General features: G+C 66.2%; 14 protein-coding genes. 2 read left to right on the top strand and 12 right to left on the bottom strand.

Annotated elements, in window-relative coordinates; translation table 11 throughout:
* Both AB4099_RS13105 and AB4099_RS13100 read right to left on the bottom strand, forming a co-directional pair.
* Nucleotides 1-1,125 carry a zinc-dependent alcohol dehydrogenase family protein gene (locus tag AB4099_RS13105; RefSeq protein ID WP_441478395.1) on the bottom strand — a complete coding sequence of 375 codons (1,125 nt, stop codon included), beginning with the start codon at nt 1,123-1,125 and terminating at the stop codon, nt 1-3.
* An 83-nt stretch (nt 1,126-1,208) separates the two neighbouring features.
* Entirely contained in the window at nt 1,209-2,171 is a 963-nt protein-coding gene (locus AB4099_RS13100) for a LysR family transcriptional regulator (RefSeq protein WP_113510805.1), read from the bottom strand.
* Between the two features lie 351 nt (nt 2,172-2,522).
* Here AB4099_RS13100 and AB4099_RS13095 point away from each other — a divergent pair, with 351 nt between their 5' ends.
* The gene (locus AB4099_RS13095; RefSeq protein WP_113510806.1) at nt 2,523-3,521 is read left to right on the top strand and encodes an MBL fold metallo-hydrolase; all 999 of its coding nucleotides are present in this window, start codon (nt 2,523-2,525) and stop codon (nt 3,519-3,521) included.
* 111 nt (nt 3,522-3,632) lie between these two features.
* On the opposite strand, the gene AB4099_RS13090 is transcribed toward AB4099_RS13095, so the two are convergent.
* The 9 genes from AB4099_RS13090 to AB4099_RS13050 form a co-directional block, all read right to left on the bottom strand.
* Complete coding sequence (locus AB4099_RS13090; RefSeq protein ID WP_441478394.1) at nt 3,633-5,507, bottom strand: bifunctional sugar phosphate isomerase/epimerase/4-hydroxyphenylpyruvate dioxygenase family protein; 1,875 nt, start codon at nt 5,505-5,507, stop codon at nt 3,633-3,635.
* Nucleotides 5,504-6,574, bottom strand: a complete 1,071-nt coding sequence (locus tag AB4099_RS13085; RefSeq protein ID WP_441478393.1) for a Gfo/Idh/MocA family protein — start codon at nt 6,572-6,574, stop codon at nt 5,504-5,506. Before AB4099_RS13085 ends, AB4099_RS13090 begins: the two co-directional genes overlap by 4 nt.
* Entirely contained in the window at nt 6,571-7,308 is a 738-nt protein-coding gene (locus AB4099_RS13080) for an ABC transporter ATP-binding protein (protein ID WP_441478392.1), read from the bottom strand. Before AB4099_RS13080 ends, AB4099_RS13085 begins: the two co-directional genes overlap by 4 nt.
* 12 nt (nt 7,309-7,320) lie before the next feature.
* Complete coding sequence (locus AB4099_RS13075; protein ID WP_113510810.1) at nt 7,321-8,064, bottom strand: ABC transporter ATP-binding protein; 744 nt, start codon at nt 8,062-8,064, stop codon at nt 7,321-7,323.
* Nucleotides 8,061-9,134: a branched-chain amino acid ABC transporter permease gene (locus AB4099_RS13070; protein WP_441478391.1), complete on the bottom strand. Its 1,074-nt coding sequence runs from the start codon at nt 9,132-9,134 to the stop codon at nt 8,061-8,063. The genes AB4099_RS13075 and AB4099_RS13070 overlap by 4 nt, the downstream gene beginning before the upstream one ends.
* Complete coding sequence (locus AB4099_RS13065; RefSeq protein WP_113510811.1) at nt 9,131-10,009, bottom strand: branched-chain amino acid ABC transporter permease; 879 nt, start codon at nt 10,007-10,009, stop codon at nt 9,131-9,133. Before AB4099_RS13065 ends, AB4099_RS13070 begins: the two co-directional genes overlap by 4 nt.
* A gap of 201 nt (nt 10,010-10,210) precedes the next feature.
* Nucleotides 10,211-11,347, bottom strand: coding sequence for an ABC transporter substrate-binding protein (locus tag AB4099_RS13060; protein ID WP_441478390.1), 1,137 nt, complete (start codon nt 11,345-11,347; stop codon nt 10,211-10,213).
* Between the two features lie 57 nt (nt 11,348-11,404).
* Entirely contained in the window at nt 11,405-11,638 is a 234-nt protein-coding gene (locus AB4099_RS13055) for a hypothetical protein (protein WP_441478389.1), read from the bottom strand.
* Nucleotides 11,639-11,739: 101 nt separating this feature from the next.
* Nucleotides 11,740-12,681 (bottom strand): LysR family transcriptional regulator, encoded by a 942-nt coding sequence (locus AB4099_RS13050; protein ID WP_441478388.1) that lies wholly within the window; start codon nt 12,679-12,681, stop codon nt 11,740-11,742.
* A gap of 87 nt (nt 12,682-12,768) precedes the next feature.
* On the opposite strand from AB4099_RS13050, the gene AB4099_RS13045 reads away from it, so the two are divergent.
* Nucleotides 12,769-13,188 (top strand): GNAT family N-acetyltransferase, encoded by a 420-nt coding sequence (locus AB4099_RS13045; protein ID WP_113510814.1) that lies wholly within the window; start codon nt 12,769-12,771, stop codon nt 13,186-13,188.
* A gap of 81 nt (nt 13,189-13,269) precedes the next feature.
* On the opposite strand, the gene trpS is transcribed toward AB4099_RS13045, so the two are convergent.
* Entirely contained in the window at nt 13,270-14,271 is a 1,002-nt protein-coding gene (gene trpS / locus AB4099_RS13040) for a tryptophan--tRNA ligase (protein ID WP_441478387.1), read from the bottom strand.
* Nucleotides 14,272-14,522 lie beyond the last annotated feature (251 nt).

The raw sequence follows: 14,522 nt of genomic DNA, 5'->3' as shown, positions 1-14,522 counted from the left end.
CTACATCAGGATCACATGGCGGATCGTGCGGCCCTCGGCCAGCGCGTCAAAACCCTCGTTGATCTCGTCGAGACTGCTCGTGCTGGTCAACAGCTTGTCGACCGGCAGCTTGCCGCGCTGGTAGAGGTCGATGAAGCGCGGGATGTCGCGGCCGGGGATGCAGCTCCCGACATAGGATCCCTTCAGGGTCCGCTCCTCGCCGACCAGCTTGACCGGAGCGAGCGCGAGCGTGTGGGCCGGGTTTGCGAGGCCAGCCGTGGTCGTCGTGCCGCCGCGCCGGGTGATCTGATAGGCGAGGTCGAGTGCCTTGACCGAGCCGGCCATCTCCAGCCCGTGGTCGACGCCGCCCTTGGTCGCCGCCCGGATCGCCTCGACGACGCCGGGATCGCCGGCATTGAACGTGTCGGTCGCGCCAAGCTCGCGGGCGATCCGGAGCTTGTCCTCGGAGAGGTCGACCGCGATCACGCGGGACGCGCCGCAGGCGACTGCCCCCAGCAGCGCGCTCAGCCCGACGCCGCCAAGGCCGACGACGGCGACTGTCTCGCCGGCGCGGATCTTCGCCGTATTCACGGCGGCGCCGACCCCGGTCAGCACCGCGCAGCCGAACAGCGCCGCGATCTCGTGCGGGATATCGGCCTCGATCTTCACCAGGGAGTAGCGCGAGATCACCGCATGTTCGGCAAAGGCCGAGACGCCGACATGATGGTTCACCGCCCGGCCATTGGCCGAGAGCCTGCGCCCGCTGCCGAGCAGCTCGCCTGCGCCATTGGCCGCATTGCCGGGCTCGCACAGGGCAGGGCGGCCCTCGCTGCAGGGCGCGCAGTGGCCGCAGGACGGCACGAAGACCATGATGACGCGGTCGCCCGCCTTCAGGTCCTGCACGCCGGGGCCGGGCTCGACGACCTCGCCGGCCGCCTCATGGCCGAGCACCATCGGCACTGGGCGCGGCCGGTTGCCGTCGATCACCGAGAGGTCGGAATGGCAGAGCCCGGCGGCCCGCACGCGGACCAGGACCTCGCCCGGGCCGGGTGGCGCGAGCTCGATCTCCTCGATCGCAAGCGGCCTGGAGCGTGCATAGGGCGCGGCGACGGGGCTGGCATTCAGGACGGCGGCGCGGATCTTCACGGGCGTTTCCTCGGGCAGGCTGAGTTCTATGGCCGGTGTGAAGGTCGGGCGCGATGCGACCCCTGTCAAAGAGGAAATCGCGATCAGCCGTATAAGGCCGGGCGATCACCGTCCTCCCCCAGCGTCGCCGTCCAGGTTTCGTCGGCCACAAGCCCGCGCAGGATCTCCCAGGAGAGCTGGCCGATGGCGCGCGCCGCAGCCGGCATCGGGCGCTCGGTCGAGTAGGCGAGATAGACCTTGCGATGGAGGGCAGGCCGGTCGATCCCCCAGGTCTGGAAGATGCCGGCCCTCGCCTGAGCGCTGACCGCCATGCGGGGCAGGATGCCGTAGCCCAGCCCGCGCTCCGCCAGCCGCTTGATCTGCGAGTAGGATTCGATCTCGATCGCCGGGTTGATCGTGGCGTGGACGCCAAGCGCGGCCTCGTCGATCTGGTCGCGCAGCCCGTGCCCCTGGCCTGGAAGGATGAGATCGAGCCCGGCGGCCTCGGTCAGGCTGACGGTGCCGCCGGCTGGTGCCGCGACAGCATTCAGCGATGGCGCTCCGAACAGGCAGAGCTCTTCGGTCAGGACATGGTGGATGCCGAGCCCCTTGGGGTCGGAGGTCGAGTAGATCACGGCCAGGTCGACCTCGCCACGGCGCAGCCAGTCGAGCACGAAGCCGCTCATCGCCTCGGCGATGCGGATGCGCACGGCTGGGTAGCGCTCCCGCGCCGCCTCGATGAGCGGCACGCTGAACTGTTCGCTGACGGTGCCTGGCAGGCCGATGCGGACCTCGCCGCCCGGCGCGGCTGAAACGCCGCGCACGCTGTCGCGCAGCTCTGCGAATTCAGCGAGGATGGAGCGGGCCCGCGCCAGCAGGCGCTCGCCCGCTTCGGTCGGAATGACACCGCGCGTGCCGCGATGCAGGAGCGGCACGCCGAGCTCGTCTTCCATATGGCGCAGATGCTGGCTGAGCGCCGGCTGGGCAACGCGCAGCTTGGTCGCAGCCTTCGAGAACGAGCCCTGTTCGACGATCGCGGTGAAATAGCGGAGCTGGCGCAGATCCATCGCGGCTTCATCTCTCCCGGCGACCCATGAATGAGCGCCGCATGGTGGTAGCGTCCGCGGCGCGCGAAGGCCAGAGCTGGCAGGGCGATGCAACGGCCAAGCCGCGCCGCGATGCGCAGCGAAGTTCCATGAAATCAGCGCCTTGTCGTGCAGTCCCTGAAACACTCTCGCCGGGGGCGCCCAAGCTTTCGGTTATGCGCGCCAGAGCGAAGCCTTATTGGCCGTCACGCAACGGCACGTGCATCCTCCCGGTGTGGCGTGGGCTGGAGGCTTTCTTCAAGGACGCCTCATCCGGAACGCCCAGCAGCAACCGGCGCCAGACGCCGGATGGTCACGTTCAGGAGGAATGCCATGTCCAGGGATCTGATCTTGCCGAGCCTTGCCAGCCGCCGCGGTTTTCTAGGCGGCGCTGCCGCGCTGGCTGCGGGGGCGACACTGCCGATGGGCGCCACGTCCTTCGCCAAGGCGCCGCTCTCCAACAATCAGGCGCCCTATTTCTACCGTTTCATGCTTGGCTCGTCCGAGGTGACGGTCATCTCCGACGGGCCGCTGCCGCTCGGGGACCCCGGCACCAACTTCGTCGGCGTGTCGAAGGACGAAGTCTACAGGATGCTGGAGACGAATTTCCTGCCGAAGGACAATGTCGTCCTCGAGCAGAATGTCCCGGTGGTGAATTTCGGCGACCGGCTGGTGATGTTCGACACCGGCATGGGCTTCTCGAAGGCCTTCGGTCCGACGACCGGGCGTCTGCAGAAGAGCCTGCAGGAAGCCGGCATCAAGCCCGCGGATATCGACGCCATCGTCTGCAGCCACGCCCATATCGACCATATCGGCGGCATCTGTACGGCAGACGGCAAGGCCAATTTCCCCAATGCGCAGATTTATATCAGCCAGATCGATTTCGATTTCTGGACGGACGAGGGCAAGCTCGGCTCGCCTCTCAAGGCCTTCGTCGAACACGCGCGCGCCAATCTTCTGCCGGTGCGCGATCGCATCGTCTTCTTCAGGGATGGGCAGGAGTTCCTGCCGGGCATCCAGGCCATCGCGGCGCCGGGGCACACCGCCGGGCACCACATCTTCATGGTGTCCTCAGGCGGAAAGACCTTCGCGTTCCTCGGCGATCTGACCCACCACGCGGTGCTGCTGCTCGAGAAGCCGCTGATGGAATTCGCCTATGACAGCGACCCAAAGCAGGCCGCGCAGTCGCGCGTGAAGCTGCTCGGCATGCTGGCGGCCAACAAGACACCCGTCATGTCCTATCACTTTGCGTGGCCGGGTTTCGGTAATCTGGCCAAGGCAGGCGATGGCTACCGTTATTTCGCCGCACCGATGGACATGCTGCGTGGGTGAGTGAGCTGCGCTGCGGTGCTCCTCCCCGCTGCGGCGCCTCACCGGGGCCGGGGTCTGCACGAATGCTTCGGCCTTCGCGCAGGCTCCGGCCTTCCCTTGCGGCCGGGCCCTTCAGTCCCGCAGGGGGCGGGGCACCGTCACCGGGCGTGCCTCGCGGGCCTGGGCGGCAAGGCGCATCGGCGCATTGACCGCGCCAAAACCGGAATAGCCGCCGCGGCGCTCGACGATCTCGAAGAAGAAGCGCTGGGCGAAGACATGGGTGTAGACCTGCAGGAACTCGGCCTCGCCGTCGCGGTCGTAGAGAATGTGGTGCTCGCGCAGCCTGTCGATGAAGGCGGGCTCAAGCCCATGCCTGGCTTCCAGGTCGTCGTAGTAGTTCTCGGGGATGTCGAGGAAGGACAATCCTGCGGCCCGCATCGCCGTGACCGCGGCAAAGATGTCGGGCGCGCTGAAGGCGATATGCTGCACGCCCGAGCCGAAATGCTCGGAAACGAAGCGTGAGGAGAGCGTCCGCGTCGACTGCGAACCGTTGAGCACGAAACGGACCGCACCGTCACCGCTGATGATCGGCCGGCTCGAGACCAGTCCGGCGGGATCGGCGACGTCGGTCTGCTGGATGCGCTCCAATGCGAAGAGCGAGGTATAGAACAGCAGCCAGGACAGCATCTCCTCGTAGTCCATCGACTGCGAGATGTGGTCGACGCTGGCCAGGAGGGCGGGAGAGGGCGCTGACGCATCTGCGGCTGCGATGAACTCCTTTTCCCAGACATGGCCGAGTTCGCCCTTGGGCTCGGTGAAGTAGAACAGCGCGCCGCCGACGCCGCGGATCGCCGGAATATGCATCTCGCCGGGTGCAACCGGCTGCTCAAAGGCTGCGATCCTGAGCTGCTTTGCCCGCGCCATGGCCTGCGCCACATCCGCCACCCGCAGCCCGATCGCGCAGACGCCGGGGCCGTGCATGATCGCATGCGACTGGGCAAAACCGTCCTTCTCGGTGTTGAGCACGAGATTGATGGCGCCCTGGCTCCAGCGGGTCACCGCCTTGCTGACATGGTGCCCGGTCTGCCGGAAGCCGAGTGCGGCGAAGAGTTCCGCCAGGCTGTGGGCGGTCTCCTCGTCGAGCGCGAACTCGATGAACTCAACGGCGAGGCAGCGCGCGCGCGGCGGCAGCTCCGGCGCCACCTGGTCGGCGAGCTGGATGAGGGAGCGTATGCCGTCGCTCGCAAGCCGCCGGGCCGAACCGGCGCGAAACTGATCGTTGAAGACCTCGAGCGAGAGCGGCCCGGAATAGCCCGTCGCCTCGACGGCCCTGACGAAATCCGCGACCGGCAGATCGCCCTGTCCGGGGAAACAGCGGAAATGCCGGCTCCAGCTCAGCACATCCATGTCCAGCGCAGGCGCATCGGCGAGCTGGACCAGGAAGATCCGATCTCCGGGGATCGTCGTGATCGGCCCCAGGGGCGAGCGCCGCGCAAGCGTGTGGAACGAGTCGAGGATCAGGCCGATGCGCGGATGGTCGGCCCGGCGCACGATCTCCCAGGCGTCACGGTAGTCATTGATATGTCGGCCCCAGGCCAGCGCCTCGAACCCGACCTTGACGCCATGCTTCTCCGCCAGCGCACCGAGCTCGCGCAGATCGGCCGCCGCACGGTCGATGCCGCCCTCGGCCTGCGGCGAGACATTGGAGCAGATCAGCATCAGCTCGGCGCCGAGCTCGTTCATGATCGCGAATTTGCGCTCGGCCCGAGCGAAGGCGCGAGCGCGCTGCGGCTCCGGCATGCCCTCGAAATCGCGGAAGGGCTGGAAGGCGGCAATGCCCAGGCCGAGATCGGCGATCATCCGGCCGACATCGCGCGGGCTGCCGTCGAAGGTCAGGAAGTCGTTCTCGAAAACCTCGACTGCATCGAAACCGGCCGCCGCAATGGCTTGCAGTTTCTCGGCAAGATCGCCGCTGAGCGAGACGGTGGCGATCGAGGTCGGTTTCATGCTGCGTCTGTCCCGGACAGAGCCCTGAGCGGAGCGGGCTTGACGGTTGCGCCGGTTCGGGCCGCCTCCGCAACGGCCTCGACGACGGCCAGCGTTCGGGCGGCATCGGCTGCGCCGGTCAGCGGTGCTTCGCTCCCGCGAATGACGGCGCAGAAATGCCGGAGCTGCTCGGCCAGCGGCTCGACTGGCGCGACGCCGCGGTTCTCGTGCTGGAGCGGCTCCCACCAGCCGGCCTTGTCCTGGTAGTGCCAGAAATCGAGCTTGGGCAAGGCCAGCGAGCCTTCGCTGCCGGCGATCAGGTAGCAATGGCCCTCGCGCTGCGGATAGGCCTTGTTTTCGCCGGAGCTGAGCTCCCAGCTCCAGGGCGAGGGCGTTGCGTCCGAGACGGTTGCGGTGCCGAGCGCGCCATTGCTGAAGCGGAAGATCAGGGCGGCGCTGTCCTCGACGGCAAAGCCGCGTGTCGCGTTGGAGGTGATGGCCTGCACGCTCTCGATCTCGCCGCAGATGAAGCGGAGATTGTCGATGTCGTGGATCAGGTTGATCAGCACCGGCCCACCGCCCGGCTCGCGCCGCCAGGCGACGTCGAAATAGTCGTCCGGCTTCTTGATGAGGAACAGCGCATTGACGGCAACAAGCCGGCCGATGCCGCCTTCGCTGACGATCCTTCGCGCCGATTTGACGATCGGGTTGTGACGGCGGTGATGACCGGCGAGCACGGCGACACCCGTGCGCGCCTGTGCATCGACGAGCCTTTGCGCCGCAGCGACGCTCTCGGCCAGCGGCTTCTCGACCAGAACCGGCACGCCGGCCTCGAGGCAATCGATCGCGCCCGGAACATGCAGCGCATTCGGCGTCGCGATGATGGCGCCGTCCGGCTTCATCGCAGCCAGCATCTCATGCTGCGACGGGAACCAACGCAGATTCCGCTCGGCCGCGATCGCCTTCGCCGCCTCGGTCGGGTCGCAGATGGCGGCCAGCACGCATTCCGCCGAGGCCTCGATGCGCAGGAGATGGGCGCGGCCGATCAGGCCGGCGCCGACGAGCGCGATTTGGAGAGGTTTGCTCATGCGGCCTCCGTCATGGCGCCGCCGAGGAAGAGCTGGCCGACGCGCGGATCGGCGAGGATGTCGGCGGCTGGTCCCTGCATCCTGGTCTGGCCCAGCTCCAGCACAAGCCCTTCATCGGAGATCTCCAGCGCCGAGCGCGCATTCTGCTCGACCATCAGGATCGTGACGCCGCGCGTGCGCAGGTCCTGCAGGATGCCGAAGGTCTCCTGCACCATCATCGGCGAAAGCCCGATCGAGGGTTCGTCGATCAGCACGAGCTTGGGGTCGAGCAGAAGTCCGCGCACGATCTCCAGCTGCTTCTGCTCGCCGCCCGAGAGGGTGGACGCCTGCTGGTCGGCCTTGCGGCGCAGCGCCGGAAAGCGATCGAGCGCGGCTTCGAGCCGCTTCGGCATATCGGTGATGCGCGAGCCTGCCGCGACGGCGCCGAGCTCGATATTGTGGCGCACGGAGAGCTCCGGGAAGATGTTGCGTCCCTGCGGCACATAGCAGATGCCGGCCTCCAGCAGCTTGCGCTGGTTCCAGTGGGTGATCTCGGTGCCGTCCAACCGGATATGGCCCTCACGGACCTTGAGCAGGCCGAAGATCGCCTTGAACACGGTCGACTTGCCGGCGCCGTTGGGGCCGATCACCGTGGTGATGGCGGCGCGCCGGATTTTGAAGGTCGTGCCGTTCAGGATGGTCATGGCGCCATAGCCGCCGACCACGCCGTCGAGTTCGAGGATATGGGCGTCCATTCCAGTCGCTCCTCAATGGCCGAGATAGGCTTCGATGACTTGGCGGTTGGCCCTGACTTCGGCAGGCGTTCCCTCGGCCAGGACCTTGCCTTCCGCCAGCACGAGCACGCGGGTGCAGAGCGACATGACGAAATCCATGTTGTGTTCGATCACCACGAAGGTCGCGCCCTGCTCGGCATTGATGGCGCGCAGGCGCTCCTTCAGGTCGCCAAGCATGGTCAGGTTGACGCCACCTGCCGGCTCGTCGAGCAGCACGAGGCGGGGCCCGGCCATGAAGGCCATCGCGGCATCGAGCAGCTTCTGCTGGCCATAGGAGAGCCCGCCCGCCTTGGCGTCGACGAGATGGCCGAGCTTGAAGAAACCGATCATCCGGTCGGCCTTCTCGGTCAGCCCGGCATCGCGCCGCCCGAAGAAGCGCGAGAGCATCGTGCCCTCATGTTCCTGCCCGGCGAGGATCAGGTTCTCGCGCACCGAGAGCTCGGGGAAGACCTGGAGCAGCTGGAAGGTGCGGCTGACGCCGAGGCGGTTGAGGTCGGAGGGGCGCATGCCCGTGACCTCCTTGCCGTCGAGCTTCACCGTGCCCTCGGTCGGGTCGAGCTGGCCCAGGATGCAGTTGAACAGGGTCGACTTGCCGCAGCCATTCGGCCCGATGATGCCGAGGATCTCGCCCTCCTTGACGGAGAAGGAGACGCCGTTCACCGCCTTGATGCCGCCGAAGGCCTTGTGGATGTTCGAGACTTCGAGGACCGGGCTCATGAGCGGCCTCCCGTGTTGGCGGCCACGCTCTTGCCGGCCACGGTCTTGCCGATCTTGCCCTTGCCGGTGAGCTTCGCCCAGCCGCGCTCGAGCAGGCCGCTCACGCCCTGCGGGCAGGCGATCAGCAGCAGCATGACGATGGTCGCGAAGATGATCAGGTAGAGCGATCCGACGACGCGCAGCCATTCCGGCAGCACCACGCCGAGCAGCGCGCCGATGAACGGGCCGAGCAGGTAGCCGGCGCCGCCCGCCACCACCATCAGCAGCAGGAAGAAACTCTGCGACAGCGAGAAGGGCGAGGGGTCGATGAACTCGACCAGCGGAGCGTAGAGCGCGCCTGCAAAGCCGGCATAGGCCGAGCCGATGGCGAAGGCGAGCAACGTGTACATGCGCGTGTCGATGCCGAGGCTGGCGGCCCGGATCGGGTTCTCGCGCAGCGCCGTGAAGGCCCGGCCCCAGGGAGAACGGATCATCCACCACAGGGCGACCGCCAGGATCAGGGTGACGATGACGACGAAACGGTGGAAGGCGAGCGCGCCGTCGAGCTTGAGCCCGAAAAAGCTGGGGCGCGGGATGTTCGAGAGGCCGAAGACGCCGCCGGTCAGCCATTGCTCGTTGCGCAGGATCAGCCAGATCAGTGTCGAGAAGGCGAGCGTGACGAAGGCAAGGTAATGCGCCTTGACCCGCAGCGCCGGGAAACCGAGCACCAGCCCGACGGCGAAGGTCAGCAGGCCGGAGAGTGCGAAGGAGGCGTACCAGTTCAGTCCGACCTTGGTGGTCAGCAGCGCCGTCGTGTACGCGCCGAGCCCCATGAAGGCGGCCTGCGCCAATGACTTCAGGCCGGCATAGCCGAGCGTCAGGTTCAGGCCCATCACAGCGATGCTCATCACCAGCCAGAGCGAGAGCACATAGGTGCCGTAGCGGCCCATGCCGGCCGGGGCGAACCAGAGGATGACGGCGCCGAGCATCAGCGTGATCAGAGTGCCGTCGGCGAAGGCGGCAAGGGACGGCACTCTTGCGAGGCGGCCGCGCTGCTGCGGCAGGCTTCCCTGGGTCGCAGGCGCGGTCATACGCGGCGCTCCTCTTTGCGGCCCATCAGGCCTTCCGGCTTGAGCAGGATGATGACGACGAGCAGGACGAGCGGCACGGCCAAGCGATAGGAGGATGAGATATAGGCCGCCGCCATGCTGTCGACGATGCCGACCACGAGCCCGCCGACCAGCGCGCCGCGCACCTGGTTGAAGCCGCCGACGATGGCGGCGATGAAAGCGAACAGGCCGATGACCTCGCCATTCGAGAATTTCGCCAGATAGATCGGCGAGATCAGCACCGAGGCGACGACGGCAAGCGCGGCGTTGATCACGAAGGTCAGCAGCACCATGCGCTCGACCGGGATGCCGAGAATGCGGGCGACGGTGGGGTTCTGGGCCGTGGCCTGCATCTGCCGGCCCAGCCGGGTGCCGCCGACGAACCATTGCAGCAGGCCGATCACCGCGAAGGCGACGACGATGATGGCGATGTGCTGCAGCGAGATCGAGGCGCCGAAGACCGAAATGGTCTGGGTCGGCACGAAGGAGGGGAAGTTCTGGGCCTCGGCCGAGAAGCCGTCCTTGGCGCCTTCCTTCATGATGATCGAGAGCGCCATCGTGGCGATGGCAAGCGGCAGGACGCCGTGCCGGATCATCGGATCGACCACCGCGACCTTGAAGCCGACGCCGAAGATCAGGATGAAGGCGGCGATGCCGATCAGAGCGCCCAGCCAGATCGGCGCGCCGAACAGCTTGATGGCGAGCAGGACCAGCACCGCCGGCAGCATGACGAACTCGCCCTGGGCGAAATTGATCGTCTGCGAGGTCTGCCAGACGAGCGTGAAGCCGATCGCGGCCAGCGCATAGATCGCACCCGTGGCGATGCCGGCAATGAGATAGGCGATGAATTCAGCCATGGCGCGTCCTCGTGCTGTTGGCGCTGCCTGTGTTCCGACCTGCCGTCGTCATCGCGGCCCGGGTGGCCACTGGCCGCGCGGAGCCGCAAACCAGGGCCCGAGCGCGTGGCGTCCGCTTCTGGACCCCGGGCTTCCGTTCGGCTGCCCGAGGATGACGTGGCGAGGTGTCTTCGTCTTACGCCTTTGCCTTGCGGCTTGGTCTTACGGCTTGATCTTGGGCAGGGTCGCGTTGATCACCTGCTTGCCGTTGATCACCTCAGCGAGGAAGCTCTCGCGGTCGAGGTCGCCATTGCTTTCGATCGTGGTCTCCATCAGGATTCCCGGCTCGTCCGAAGGCTTGATCGTCGCGCCGCGCAGCGTATCGGCGACGCCCTTACTGTCGAATTTCTTCTGTTTCTCGGTCGCCCACTTGATCATGTAGACGGCCATGTAGCCCTTCAGGCCGTTATGGTCGGAGGCGTAGTTGTACTTGGCCTGGTACTTCTTGCCGAACTCCTGGAAGGCCGGGATCGGCGCGTCGATCGAGAGGCCGACATGGCCCTTGACGCCGTTGGCGGCGTCGCCCGCGAGCTCGATCACCTTGGCGCCGAGCAGCGTCGTCTCGCCGACCATCGGCTTGTTGATGCCCTGCTGCTTGGCGGCACGCAGGAAGCGGGCGCTCTCTTCCTCGTTGAGATAGACGAAGATCGCGTCGGCATTCGAGTTCTTGATCTTGATGGCGTCGGCGGCGAAATCGGCCTGGCCCTGTTCGGTCGCGACATCGGCCGCCACCTTGATGCCGGCTTTCTCGAGCTCGGGAATGATGGCGTCGCGCCCGCCCTTGCCGAAGTCGTTATTGACCCAGACGACCGCGACCGAGCCCGCCTTGACCGTGTTCTTCAGATAGTTCGCGATCTTCGGCATCGCCGCGGCCTGGCTGAGCGAGGTGCGGAACAGGTACTGGTTGCCCTGTTTGGTCAGACCTGCCGCCTCGCCGCCGACGAACTGGGCGATCTCTGCGCGCTGGGAGATCTGCATCGAGGCGCCGATCGGGCCGGAGAAGACCGGGCCGAGCACGGCATAGGTGCCCTCGTCGATGGCGCGCTGCACCGCGGCGCGGGTGTTGCCCGGATTGGTCTGCGTGTCGTAATGGACGATCTCGATCTGCCGGCCGAGGATGCCGCCCTTGGCATTGATATCGGCGACGGCGAGGTCGATGCCATTCTTCCAGTTGGTGCCGGCGGTCGCGCCCGCACCCGAGAGCTCGACGACGTCGACGAGCTTGACCTTGTCCTGCGCCAGCGCGGGAGCTGCGAGCCCGGCGCCGAGCGCTGCGGCGATGATCCATTTGGATTTCATGATGTCTCCTCCAGTTGTCCGGTTTCTTGTCTCCGCCCGGTCTCGCCGGGGCGTCGCTCAGGCAGCGCGATCGATCGTCGTGCGCGCCGCCATGATCCTGTCGAAGGCCTCGGTCATTGCATTGTCCGAAGGCTCTGCGCCGGTGATCTCGATCAGCCGGCACTGCGCTTCGGACCTGGCGGCCCCTGCGGCCGCCTCGTGCATCGCCAGTGACGCGGAATGCGCGATCGGCGAGCCGAGCAGCCCGAGCAGCACACGCTTGGTCCCGTTGGCGACGGCGATTGCCGGCATGTCCGATCCCTCTTGGCTCGCCCATCATGGTCGCAGGCGTTGCCATACGTCACATAAACCGATTTAGGCTAGTAACGCGATAACCAATTCAATCGCATTCCCTAACCTGATGTTATCTTTTCCACCGCCTTTGCCGGGGCGCGAAGGCGTGGCGAAACCACCGCGTTCATCTCTTCGCGCAGCAGGGTGACGAAGGTTTCGGCATAGAGCGAGGGCGCCTTGTCGTTCTTGATCGCAACATAGGTCTGGAAGCGGGTCGGCTCCTCGATCGGGATCGCCGTGATGCCCTGCATCGAGCCATGCGCGACGGTGAACTGGTCGATGATGGCGATGCCGAGCCCGGCCCGCACGAGCGAGCAGACGGTGGTGCCGAAGCGGGCCTTGATCCGCATGTCATAAGCCAGGCCCTGCCGGCTGAAGATCTCGCTCATGACCCGGCCATAGGGATCGTTGGGATCGATGCCGATCAGTTCGTGCCGCACGATTTCGCGCGCCGACAGCGAAGTGCGGCCGACAAGCTCGTGGCTGTCGGGGACGATGCAGAGCAGTTCGCCCATCGCAAGCGGGATGAAATCGATGCCGGGATGGTCGAGCTTGTAGCTCATCGCGGCGATCTCGCCCTTGCCGAGCAGGAGATAGTCGAGCGCTTCCTCGATCTTCAGGATGTTGATGTCGATGCGCAGGTCCGGATGCTTGCGCCGCAGCCGCTCGATCGCACGCGGCACCATGACATGGCAGATGCTCGGCACGGAGCCGAGCTTGAGTTCGATCTCGCCGCCGCGCTCGATGCGGGCGAGCGTGTAATGCAGATCGTCGACCTTCTTGTAGACCCCGTTGATCTGCTCGAAGATATCATTGGCCTCAGGAGTCGGAATGTAGCGTCCGTGCCGGCGCTCGAACAGTTTCAGCCGCAGCGTGCGTTCGGTATGCTTCATCAGGCGGCTGATGCCCGGCGCCGAGACGCTGAGCAGCTTGGCCGCTCCGGCAATCGTGCCGGTGATCATGATGGCGCGGATCACCTCGATCTGGCGCAAGGTCAGCATGACCGGCGTATCCTTCCCCATTCTGTTTTGCGACAAGCGGAGGCGAGGGCCGGGTGACTGTCAAGCGGGCCGGACGGGGAGCAGATCGTGGACGTCGAGATCAGGCGGGTAACCGCGGCGGATATGGCCCTGTTCGGTCGCGTCGACGAGGATGTCTTCGATGAGCCGGTCGATCCGGCAAGGCTCAGCGCCTATCTCACCTCGCCGGGACATCTCATGCTTGTCGGGCTTCGCCAGGGCGTGGTGGTGGCGCAGGTCGCTGCCGTGATCCATCGCCATCCCGACAAGAAGACGGAACTCTATATCGATGAGGTCGCCGTTGCCCCCGCGCTGCAGCGCCAGGGGCTGGCGCGGCGGATGCTCGCCGACATGTTCGCCTGGGGGCGCGAGCTCGGTTGCGAGGAGGTTTGGGTCGGAACCGAACTGGAGAACGAGCCGGCGCGCGCGCTCTACGAACGGCCATTCGGACCGGGCGGCGTCTTCGTCATGTATGCCAGTCTGCTCTAGGCTGATCGACGCTTGGATCGAGCGGGCGTGGGGCGAGGCCGGCTGGGCCGCCCGATAGCGGCGGCCCACTCCAACTTCGGGCTACAACATGAACAGTCCGAGACCTTGGACAACCTCGCGTTTCGTTGCTTCGGTCCGGTTCCGCGCCTTTTCCGTGCCGCGGCGGATCACGTCGACCACATAAGCCGGATCTTCGGCCAATTGCGCCCGCCGCTCCCGGATCGGGGCGATCAGCGCTTGCAGAATGCCTTCAAGGCGCCGCTTGATCCGGCCATCCCCCAGCCCTCCGCGCCGATACTGCGCCTTCAGGCTTTCCAGCCCCGCGCGATCTTCGTCGAACGCGTCGAGATAGGTAAAGACGACATTGCCCTGCACCTTGCCGGGATCCTCTACCCGCAGATGGTTCGGGTCGGTGAACATCGCCCTTACTGCTGCCGAAATGGCATCGGGCGAGGCTGAGAGCGCAATGGCGTTGCCGCCGGATTTCGACATCTTCGCCTTGCCGTCCACGCCCGGCAGACGGCCGGATTGCGGAATGACGGCCTGTGCTTCCGGCAGGATGGGCCTTCCGGCAGTCGCGTTGATGCGGCGAACGATCTCGTTGGTCTGCTCGATCAGCGGAGCCTGATCCTCACCCACCGGCACGATGGTTGCCTTGAAGGCAGTGATGTCCGCGGCCTGCGCCGCCGGGTAGCACAGGAAGCCTGCGGGAATGTCGCGCCCAAAGCCGCGCGCACGGATCTCGTCCTTGATCGTTGGGTTCCGCTCCAGCCGGGCGACGGTCACGAAATTCAAATAGAGCATCGAAAGCTCGGCCAGGGCGGGAAGGTGCGACTGCAGGCAGATCGTGGTCTTCGCGGGGTCGATCCCGACCGCCAGGTAGTCCAGCGTCACTTCGATGACGCTACGCCGCACCTTGTCCGGGTCATGGGCGTTGTCGGTGAGTGCCTGGGAATCGGCGAGAAGCAGGAACTGCTCGTGGCTGTCTTGAAACCGCAGACGGTTGTGCAGCGATCCGGCGTAGTGCCCGATATGCAAAGGGCCGGTGGTTCGGTCGCCTGTCAGGATGGTTGGCTTGGTCATCGGTATCCTCTGGGAATGAGGGGGATACCGCATGGGGGGATCATCAAAACGAAGGGCCGCCCTTGCGGCGGCCCCAGATCGAACGAAACGCCTGGCCGCCCTGTCAGCAGGCCAGCCACCAAAGTTTGGCGATGATCATCGTGCGCTTCATGGAAATCCCCTAGGCACTGCGCTGATACGGGTCAACCGATCGCCGCGCGAGACGGCAAGGGCTTCAAGTGATCGTGACATCCGTCCGATCGATGGGGCCT

It is taken from the genome of Allobosea sp. 2KB_26, assembly GCF_052115715.1.
Classification (GTDB): Bacteria; Pseudomonadota; Alphaproteobacteria; order Rhizobiales; family Beijerinckiaceae; genus Allobosea.
Note: the sequence above shows the minus strand (reverse complement) of the source record. Positions and strands in the feature narration are given on the sequence as shown.